Origin of the sequence: Mammaliicoccus sp. P-M58 (genome assembly GCF_022386165.1) — a bacterium.
In the GTDB taxonomy this organism is placed as follows: Bacteria; Bacillota; Bacilli; order Staphylococcales; family Staphylococcaceae; genus Mammaliicoccus; species Mammaliicoccus sciuri.
In genome coordinates this window covers 279,231-287,889 of record NZ_JAJNJI010000002.1, presented here as the reverse complement: position 1 = coordinate 287,889, position 8,659 = coordinate 279,231, and the positions used below count along the sequence as shown (strand labels likewise).

General features: G+C 35.3%; 6 protein-coding genes. 3 read left to right on the top strand and 3 right to left on the bottom strand.

The genetic code is table 11. The annotated features are described in order from the left end of the window. Positions 1–465 precede the first annotated feature (465 nt). Positions 466–1,827: an allantoinase AllB gene (gene allB, locus LQ694_RS03700; protein WP_159316443.1), complete on the bottom strand. Its 1,362-nt coding sequence runs from the start codon at positions 1,825–1,827 to the stop codon at positions 466–468. After that, complete coding sequence (allW, locus tag LQ694_RS03695; RefSeq protein ID WP_037590284.1) at positions 1,817–3,307, bottom strand: allantoin permease; 1,491 nt, start codon at positions 3,305–3,307, stop codon at positions 1,817–1,819. The genes allB and allW overlap by 11 nt, the downstream gene beginning before the upstream one ends. A 290-nt stretch (positions 3,308–3,597) precedes the next feature. Between allW and LQ694_RS03690 the strand changes: the two genes are divergently transcribed. Further along, a complete protein-coding gene (locus LQ694_RS03690; protein ID WP_058611802.1) occupies positions 3,598–5,217 on the top strand; it encodes a PucR family transcriptional regulator in 1,620 nt (539 codons plus the stop codon). A gap of 568 nt (positions 5,218–5,785) precedes the next feature. Here LQ694_RS03690 and LQ694_RS03685 read toward each other — a convergent pair. Next, positions 5,786–6,655, bottom strand: a complete 870-nt coding sequence (locus LQ694_RS03685; RefSeq protein ID WP_218697054.1) for a LysR family transcriptional regulator — start codon at positions 6,653–6,655, stop codon at positions 5,786–5,788. A 120-nt stretch (positions 6,656–6,775) separates the two neighbouring features. Here LQ694_RS03685 and LQ694_RS03680 point away from each other — a divergent pair, with 120 nt between their 5' ends. Both LQ694_RS03680 and LQ694_RS03675 read left to right on the top strand, forming a co-directional pair. Continuing rightward, positions 6,776–7,345: a sugar O-acetyltransferase gene (locus LQ694_RS03680; RefSeq protein ID WP_218697053.1), complete on the top strand. Its 570-nt coding sequence runs from the start codon at positions 6,776–6,778 to the stop codon at positions 7,343–7,345. Between the two features lie 14 nt (positions 7,346–7,359). After that, positions 7,360–8,340: an alpha/beta hydrolase gene (locus LQ694_RS03675; RefSeq protein ID WP_218697052.1), complete on the top strand. Its 981-nt coding sequence runs from the start codon at positions 7,360–7,362 to the stop codon at positions 8,338–8,340. Positions 8,341–8,659: the final 319 nt, after the last annotated feature.

The window sequence follows — 8,659 nt, the reverse complement described above, 5'->3', positions numbered from 1 at the left end:
TGGCTATCTCGTGAGTTTACTCTTCCTTTAACTCACATGTTTTACGATCTCGTGAGTTTAATACTTCTTTAACTCACATCTTTGGCTATCTTGTGGGTTTACTGCCTCTTTAACTCACATCTTTGGCTATCTTGTGAGTTTATTTCTCCTTTAACTCACATCCTTGGCTATCTCGTGAGTTTACTCTTCCTTTAACTCACATGTTTTACGATCTCGTGAGTTTAATACTTCTTTAACTCACATCTTTGGCTATCTTGTGGGTTTACTGCCTCTTTAACTCACATGTTTCTCAATCTCGTGGGTTTACTCTTCACTTAAGCCATGACTTCAGCCATCTATTGGCTTTATTCAATACTTAAGCCAATAGATTCCACCCCTTCCTCCTAGAAAAAACTAGCTCACCCCTCCAAGACGAAAAAAGGCAGGGACACCACGATGGTCCCTGCCTTTCCTTATATATAATTCTTAGATAAAGCGTCCTAAGCGTGCTTCTGTTACGCCTGTTTCTTGATCATAAATTTCTTGTCCTCTTAATATTGTTTTTGTAACTTGCGCGCCGATTTCTCGACCAATATATGGACTCATTTTATTTCTATATGCTAAGTCTTCTGCTTGTAATGTATATGGTGCTTCTGGTTTGATAAATACTAAGTCTGCATCTTTTCCTAGTGCGATGCTTCCTTTTGTATCTAGTCCAAAGCGTTTTGCTGGTGCTGTCGCAATAATATCAGCAAATTTTTGTAATGACATGTTACGTTTTTGAACGCCTTCGTCAAATAGTACGTCTACGTTATTTTGTAATCCTGCAATACCGCCCCATGCTTCGAATGCATTGTCAGTATCTTTTAAATCTGGCGTACATGGTGAATGGTCAGATGTTACGAAGTTAATATCTCCGTTTAATACGCGATCCCACATACCTTCTAATCGAGATTGTTCACGAATTGGTGGTGAACATTTAACAACTGGTCCGATTGAATCTAACTCTTCTTTGTAGAAGTATAAGTAGTGAGTACATGTTTCACATGTAATATCTACACCTTCTTGTTGAGCTTTGATCACTTCTTCAACGCCTTCTTCACAAGCAACGTGTACGATATGTACGCGACAACCTGTTTCTTTAGCGAATAATACGATTTTGCGGATTGGTTCAACTTCAGTAAATACTGGTCTAGAATCCACATATGCACTTAATGTTGTTTCGCCATTTTCTTTAGCGATTTCACCTAAACGATCTGTAATTGTAGCATTTTCTGAATGGATAGATAAGATTTTTCCCGTTTTAGCAATTTGTTTCATACCTTCATATAATGAATAGTCATCAACATTTTCAAAATCGCCTTCGATTGTACGGTCACCACAAGTTGCTAAGAATGCTTTATAAGCAACAACGCCCGCTTCATCTAATTCTTGAATACCACCGTTTAAGTTATAAGGTACTAATCCTCCATAACTTGCAACATCTACAGCTAACTCATCTTTACCTGCATCAAATTTAGCTTGGATAGAAGCTTTATCTGTAGTAGCTGGTACTTGGTTTAATGGCATTTCAACAAATGATGTTACGCCACCTTTAGCAGCTGCATTTGTACCTGTTACGTAACCTTCCCATCCGTCACGGTATCCGCCACCTGGTTCTGTAATATGCACGTGAGCATCTACCATACCTGGTGAAACGATTTGATTTTTTGCATCAACAATTTGTTCAGCTTCTCCTAATTCTTGTCCGATCGCAGCAATTTTCCCGTCTTTGACACCAACTTCAACTTTTTGCGCGCCATCTTCTAAAATAACTAAACCATTTTTGATAATTAAATCATACTTCATTATATGCCACTCCTTCTTTTTTACTTTTATCTGCATGAAATACATAATGTAAAATGATATAAACACCACCGGCTACAATAAATCCGATAAACCATGAAAAGTCTGAAATTACTGTGAATCCTGGTAAGAATCCAAGTAATGAAATCACAACACCAGCAATTGTTCCGATATATGCTGAAATATTAATGCGTGGTATTTTTTGATCTTTTACACGTAAATCAAAATACAATTTATCTATATCAATGTGACGTCTAGACACAATATAGAAATGTACAATCATGACACCGGCTACAGGTCCAAGTATTGCCCCAATAGCATTTAAGAATACGAAGATACTATCCTCGTTCTCCATCATTTTCCATGGCATAATCACAACACTCAATACTGAGGCAATGACTACACCACGGCGATAATTAATCCATTTCGGTAATAGCGCACTTAATTGATACGCTGCTGGAATAATATTACTTGTCGCATTTGTAGAAATCGTTGTCATTAATAATACACCAGTTGATATGAGAATTGCCCAGAAACTATCCCATTCATTAATGATTGTTAAGATGTTCCACTCTTGGTGACCTAAATAAATAGAACCACCAATAATAATGAATACACTCGCAATCGCGAATAAGATATGTGCAACAACGATACCTGAAATTTGACCGACAATTTGCGTCTTCGTTGATTTCGCATTTTGAGTAAAGTCAGATACACTTGCACCTGGTCCTGCCCATACACCTAATAATGAATTAAAGATTAAAATAAATGATAAAATTGCTGGGTAAATAATACCACTAGACTTCGTGGAAATTTCATAATCTAAAATGTTGCCAACGCCTCCTGCAGCCATGACGCCCCAGATTGCCATACCACCAAATACAATGTAAATCAGTGGGTTTAATACGGCAGTGAATTTATTAAGTATTTCTCCACCACCAAATCCAATTGCGAAACTGATTGCCCAGAATATTAAGAATGCGATTAAACCAGGAATTGAAATACCTAGAATCGTCACACCGCTTCCGATATCAGCGAATCCAGGGAAAATCTTATTCAATAAGATTAATAGTGCTTGTGAACCAGCAAAGGTTTGAAGTCCAAACCAAGCAATACCAGCTACAACACCACGTAGTATACCTGGTAACTTTGCACCTACATCTCCGTATGTATGACGCAATTGCATCGCAAAAGGTATACCGTATTTAGAACCAGCATAACCATTTGCTACTAATAATAATGCAATAATAAATGAACTTAATATTAATGCGAATATTACCTGTAAAGGTGATAGTCCGATTAATAAGAATCCACCTACTGCAGTATAGTTCGGTATATTATGAACGGCACCCATCCATAATGTAAAAAAGTTAAATGCCGAATTGTTTCTTTGTGCTGACGTTTTGGGCATTATATCTTTGTTATAGCCACGTTTTTCAAATTCGGCTGGAGTTAATGCCACGTCGTTTGCTTCTCTTGCCATTCTATATGTCTCCTTTGACTTAATCAGCTAATAACTAGCTATGAACTCTTCATATACAAGTGTAAGACTTATGTAAGCGTTTTTCTTTGTAGTTCTTAACATATATAGAATTTAAAATTATAGGTTTCGTACAAAATTTGTGTATAATAAATTTTAGAAATAAAAATTATTGGTCATTTTGAACAAAACACATAACATTTTGACAAAAAATAACGGTTTCATTTATAAAAAATCGTTTTCACTTTTATATAATCTTCATTGAAAGATAAACAAAAACGGGAGGCCTTATGATGACAACTCTAAACGAAATACTATCTATACCTCAATTTAAAGGTTTAGAGCTTATTAATAGAAAAGGGGATTTATCTTCTGAAGTAACGAGTCTAGACATTACTGAAAACAATGACATTAAACATTTCACATCTAGCAATGCCTTCATCTTAACAACGGGCGTACTTTTCCAAGATAATCAGGAGAATTTAAAGAAATTAATTAAAGACTTAAGTGACATTCAAACAGCTGGTCTTGGTATTAAAGTCTCAAGGTTTTTACATAAAATTGACCAAGATGTGATAGATTTTGCAGACGAATTGCAATTTCCGTTAATAGAAATTCCTGAAAGTTGGAACTTAGGTGAGATTACGCATGAAATTTCATCCTTTATATCCGACTCTGAAACGGGCAAATTAAATTATGCATTGCAAGTTCAACAAGAACTTAACCAACTGCTTATTAAAGGGTTCAGTATTGATAATATGATCGAACGTATGAGTAAATTACTTGGTGTACCTATCATATTATTTAATCCGTTTAAGAAACCTGAAGCGATCAGCCATCATTATAGACAAAGTCAGTCATTATTATCTGAGCACGTCGCTTATTTCAATGCACATCAACAAGAGGAGGTCTCGCAAGATAAGAATAACTTAGTCTTCGAAAATAAAGACCATGTAATCTTTAAAGTATTGGGTTACACATATTTTCCTTACTACATAATGGTATCTCAAGTGAATAAACTTTCTTATCCATTTAGTCTTTTAACAATCGAACAAGTTGTGAGTGTGCTTAGCTTCGCCTTGTATAAAAATACTAAAATTCAAGAAGTAGAGAAAAACGACATTAACCGCTTCTTTGAATCACTCGTCTACAACAAAAGTGAACAAGCATTATCTATCAAAAAACATGCAGATTTATTAAGACAATATTACATCTATCCATCAGACTACTACCAAACTATCATTTGTGGCATAGATGCTAAGACTAACTTAGAAAATAGTTATTATTTAAACGAATTGCACCAATTAACTTTTCAATGGTTAACAGACAAATTATCCGAAATCGACTCATACATCAGTGTTTATCGATTACCGAGTAATGATCGATTCGCCATTTTAATACAGAACAAACAAGACAATCATCTTGAAATGATTAAACAATTACAAATCAGCTACAATGATTATTTCGAAGACCAAATTTCTTTCGGTGTCGGCAATGAAGTAACTGAATTCGCACAATTACCTTCATCATTTTTCGAAGCAAACGAAGCATTCGAGAACGGCTTATTCAATAATGAGAAAGCATTCATTTCTCAGTACCATTCGAAAGACATACAAGAATTATTGCAACTCATACCACAAGAGAAACTTTTACCATTTGTGAAACATACACTCGGTCCACTTAGCTATCCAAAGACTAAAAAAGACTTAGAATTAAAACAAACATTAAAAGTCTATATGGATAACCAATGCGATATTACCAAGACTGCAGAGAAAATATATATCCATCGAAATACCGTTAAATATCGTATAAACAAATGTAGTAATCTCATCGGTACAAATATCGAAGACCCATCACAATCATTAAACATACGCATCGCATTATACGTGTCAGAAATGATTACATTTGATTAATGAAAAAGCAGTAGTGGCCGTTACCACTACTGCTTTTTGTCGTTTGTTGAGGGATGGGGTTAATAAAATATACGGGTGTATTTATCTTGTTTGGTCTGTCTTGATAAATACAAGCCGGCTATTTATGTTGTTTGGTCTGTCTTGATAAATAGAAAGGCTGTATTTATCTTGTTTGGCTAGTCTTGATAAATAGAGGGCGGTTATTTATCTTGTTTGGTCTGTCTTGATAAATAGAAAGGCTGTATTTATCTTGTTTGGCTAGTCTTGATAAATAGAAAGGCTGTATTTATCTTGTTTGGTCTGTCTTGATAAATACAGACCGCTCTATGTTGCTTGTTTACTCTGTCTTGCAACATTCGAGGCTTCAACATTGCTTGTCGCACCTCACTTGCAACATTCGAGACTCCAACATTGCTTGTCACTCCCCACTTGCAATATTCAAGCTCCCAACATTGCTTGTCGCACCTCACTTGCAACATTCAGCCGATTTCTATAACTAGCCACTCTCTATATACTTCTTTCAAATAAGATAAACGCTAGGACGTTTCTTCTGTCCCAGCGTTTCTTATTATCTTAAGTTTTCTTTTACTTTATTCAGCAGCAACTGTGCTGGTGTTGATAGTGATTTTTCTTTTTTCCATATTAAGCTTAAACTTGATGTGATTTGTTCTTCGAATGGGATGAATTTCAAGTTTGTTTCACTTGTATTAATAATACCTTCTAAACATATTGCATGCCCAACGCCTTCTTTGACCATCAATGATGCATTATATAGCAAATTATATTTTCCAATGATACTCAAATCTGTGTCATCCAAATCCAGCATATTAGCTATCATCCTCTGTACGCCTTGTTGTCTTGAAATGATAAGAGGCTTAGCAATTAAATCTTTCGCACTTATTTGCTCGAGGTGACCAAGTACTGAAGTCTTCGTTGTTAAGACACCCCAAGTATCGTCTTCATTCAATGATATGGAATCATAATTAACTTTATTAATAGGTTCTACAATAACACCGAAATCTATCACACCATTATCAATTTTCTCTAAAATTTGTTCAGCATTCCCACTAAAAGTATCGAAATAAACTTGGTCTTGTTCTTCTCTTACTGCTCTCATTGCTTTTGCAATTTGTTTAATACTCTTAGACTCAGCCATTCCAATAGATACTTCGCCATATACTTCTTTATGTTTGATGCTCGATGTGGTCTGATCGACTAAAGTTATAATATCTCGTGCTTTATTTGCTAAATAGTAACCTTCTCTCGTTAACTCCATATATTTTCCTTTTCTATTAAAAAGCGTCACTGAAAGTTCTTCTTCAAGTTCTTTAATTTGTCTTGAAAGTGTGGGTTGCGTAATATGCAATAATTTAGCTGCTGAGGTTAAATTCCCTTCTGATACGATTGCTAAAAAATACCTTAACACTCTATTCTCCATAACTCCATCCTCCTATGCCTAAAACACATACTTAACTATTTATTATAGGTATTGGTAATCATAATAAATATACCATAACATAATACATATACACATTATTGTTCCAAAGGAGGTTATAAATTGTTTAAAAATGTACTTAATCAAAGCATATGGAATCGAACTGTCGCAAAAGATGAACCTGTCTTTAAAGAAATACATGATATCGTCAACAAGAACGCACCTCTCGTCCACAAACTTAATAGTTCATACCATACCAATGATGAAGCGTTAGACATTTTATCCAAAATTACAGGCCAACATATCGATTCAAGCGTCAGTATTAATTTGCCGTTATACACAGATTTCGGTAAACATTTATCAATCGGTAAATCGGTCTTTATCAATAGTAATACGATGTTCACAGACATGGGCGGTATTACATTAGAAGACCATGTGTTGATTGGTCCTCGTGTTAACTTGCTCACTGTTAATCATCCAACAAATCCCAAAGAGAGACGTGGATTAATTGTTAAACCTATTACGATTAAACAAAACGCTTGGATTGGGGCAGCCGCTACAATTTTACCAGGCGTAACAATCGGTGAAAATTCAATCGTTGGCGCAAATTCATTAGTTACTAAAGACGTACCAGCAAATACAGTTGTAGTTGGAAGCCCAGCTCAAATTGTTAAAAATATAAAAGAAAATTAACGGAGGAATATATAATGAAACAAACTCAATTAGACTTAGTAGAAACATGGGATAAAGTTTTTCCACAAAGCGAAAAGGTTAATCATACAAAAACAACATTCACCAATCGATATGGTCTTACACTTGCTGCTGACTTGTATATACCTAAAGAATTCAAACAAGAAAAATTACCAGCTTTAGCTGTAAGTGGTCCTTTCGGTGCTGTGAAAGAACAATCTTCTGGACTCTATGCTCAGAAGATGGCTGAACAAGGTTACCTTACAATCGCATTTGACCCTTCTTATACAGGGGAAAGTTCAGGATTTCCTCGTTACGTTGCATCACCAGATATTAATACTGAAGATTTTCAAGCAGCAATAGATTTCTTAAGTAATCATCACCTCGTTGATAAAGAGAAAATAGGTATCATTGGCATTTGTGGCTGGGGTGGCATGGCACTTAACACAGCAGCAATAGATACTCGTGTTAAAGCAACAGTCACTTCAACTATGTATGATATGAGTAGAATCAATGCAAATGGTTATTTTGATGAAGAAGATAGTAAAGTGGATAGATATAAGAAGAAACAAGCGTTAAATGCACAGAGAACACAAGATTACGCTTCACAAGACCCAGTCCTAGCAGGCGGTGTTATTGATCCATTACCAGATGATACCCCACAATTTGTTAAAGATTATTATGATTACTACAAGACAAATCGAGGCTATCATCCAAGATCATTAAATTCAAACAGAGGTTGGACAATAACTAATCCACTTTCATTTATGAATATGCCATTACTACAATATATTGATGAAATCGATAGCGCAGTGTTATTAGTTCACGGTGAAGAAGCGCATTCAACATACTTTAGTAAAGATGCATATAAACAGTTAACCGGAGATAACAAAGAACTCCATCTTATCCCTGGAAAAGTGCATACAGACTTATACGACCAAGAAGATGTCATACCATTTGATAAAATAAACCAATTCTTAAAAAAACATCTGGGGTAAAAAGATGGGTGTATTTATCTTGTTTGATGAGTCTTGATAAATACGAGGCGCCTTTTTATCTTGTTTGGTGAGTCTTGATAAATACAGGGCGCCTTTTTATCTTGTTTGGTGAGTCTTGATAAATACAGGGCGCCTTTTTATCTTGTTTGATGAGTCTTGATAAATACAGGGCGCCTTTTTATCTTGTTTGATGAGTCTTGATAAATACGAGGCGCCTATTTATCTTGTTTGGTCAATCTTGATAAATACAGGGCGCCTATTTATCTTGTTTGATGAGTCTTGATAAATACGAGGCGCCTATTTATCTTGTTTGGTCAAT